Here is a 1,266-nt window from a genome sequence, read left to right on the forward strand (position 1 = left end):
GCCGGCCGGCCGCTACCACTGGCGCTTCGCGAGCATCGCGGCCGGCGACGTCCACGGCGCGTTCTGCGATGCCAGCAGCTTCGTGCTGGGCGAGTCGCCGCCGCCGGTGGCGCTCGCGCCGCGGCGCGACGAGGGGGTGCGCCTGGTGTTCCGCTGGCGCGCCCGCAGCAGCGACGACACCTACGACGTGCAGGTCGCGACCGACCCCGCGTTCACGCAGCTGGTGCTGGAGCGGCGCGAGAACCTGCCCGAGCTGGTGCTGCCGCGCCCCGCGCCCGGTCGCTATTACCTGCGCGTGCGCACGCAGCAGGCCGACGGCTTCACCGGCGCGTGGGGCGCGACCCAGCAGTTCGACGTGCCGCGCAGCCTGTGGTGGTGGCTGCTGCCAGGCGCCGCGGTGCTGCTGTTGCTGTGAGGGCCGCATCGTGAGGGCCACGCTGTGAGAGGGCCTGCGCCGACCGGCCGCCGCGCGGTGATCCTCGCGCTGGCGGCGAGCGTGCTGCTGGCCGCGTTGATCGCCGTCTGCGGCGTGCTCGCGGCCGCGCAGACCGCCTGGCACGACCTGCAGGCGCGCGCGCTGGCAGCGCGCGACGGCGCGCCCGGCGTGCTGGTGGTCGACATCGACGAGGCCTCGGTCGCGGCGCTGCGCCCGCAGTTCGGCGGCTGGCCGCCGGACCGCACGCTGCTGGCACTGGTCACCGACTACCTGCTGGACATCGGCGCGCGCAGCGTCGCGATCGACCTGGTGCTGGCCGATCCGCGCGACGGCGATGCCGCGCTCGCCGCCACGCTGGCGCGCCACCCGGGCCGCATCGTGCTGGCGGTCAGCGTGGTGCCGCTGCCGCCCGGCGACAGCGAATCGCTGCCGCCGCAGCCCGGCCCGGGCGGTTGCGGCGCACAGGCCTGGCCGGGGCTGCAGCTGCCGTCCGCCACGCTGCTGGCCGCTTCACCGGTGCTCGGCATGGTGTCGACGCCGACCGACGACGACGGCCAGTGGCGCGCGCTGTCGCTGTGGCACGCCTCCACGGCGCTGGGCGTGCCGACCCTCGCGCTGGCCTCGCTGCTGGCGGGCGACGGCATCGCGCCCCCCGCCCTGGCCTGCGCCGACGGCCAGGCGCGTGCGGGCACGCACCACTGGCCGGTCGACGAGGCCGGTCGCGTGCGCCCGCGCTGGCCGGCGCGTGGCGACACCGTCGCGCTGCGCCCGTACCTGTCGGTCGTGCAGGCCGCACGCGGCGTGCTGCGCGACGACGCGCTGCGCGAGCA

At 77.3% G+C, this 1,266-nt stretch carries 1 protein-coding gene and 1 pseudogene; both read left to right on the forward strand.

What is annotated here, in order from left to right:
• Window positions 1-415: pseudogene (locus AC1D01_RS35300) on the forward strand (hypothetical protein); the annotation flags it as partial.
• 24 nt (window positions 416-439) lie between these two features.
• A partial coding sequence (locus AC1D01_RS35305; protein WP_477874264.1) for a CHASE2 domain-containing protein occupies window positions 440-1,266 on the forward strand: 827 nt, incomplete at its 3' end.

The organism is Rhizobacter sp. P3_B12, assembly GCF_056402895.1.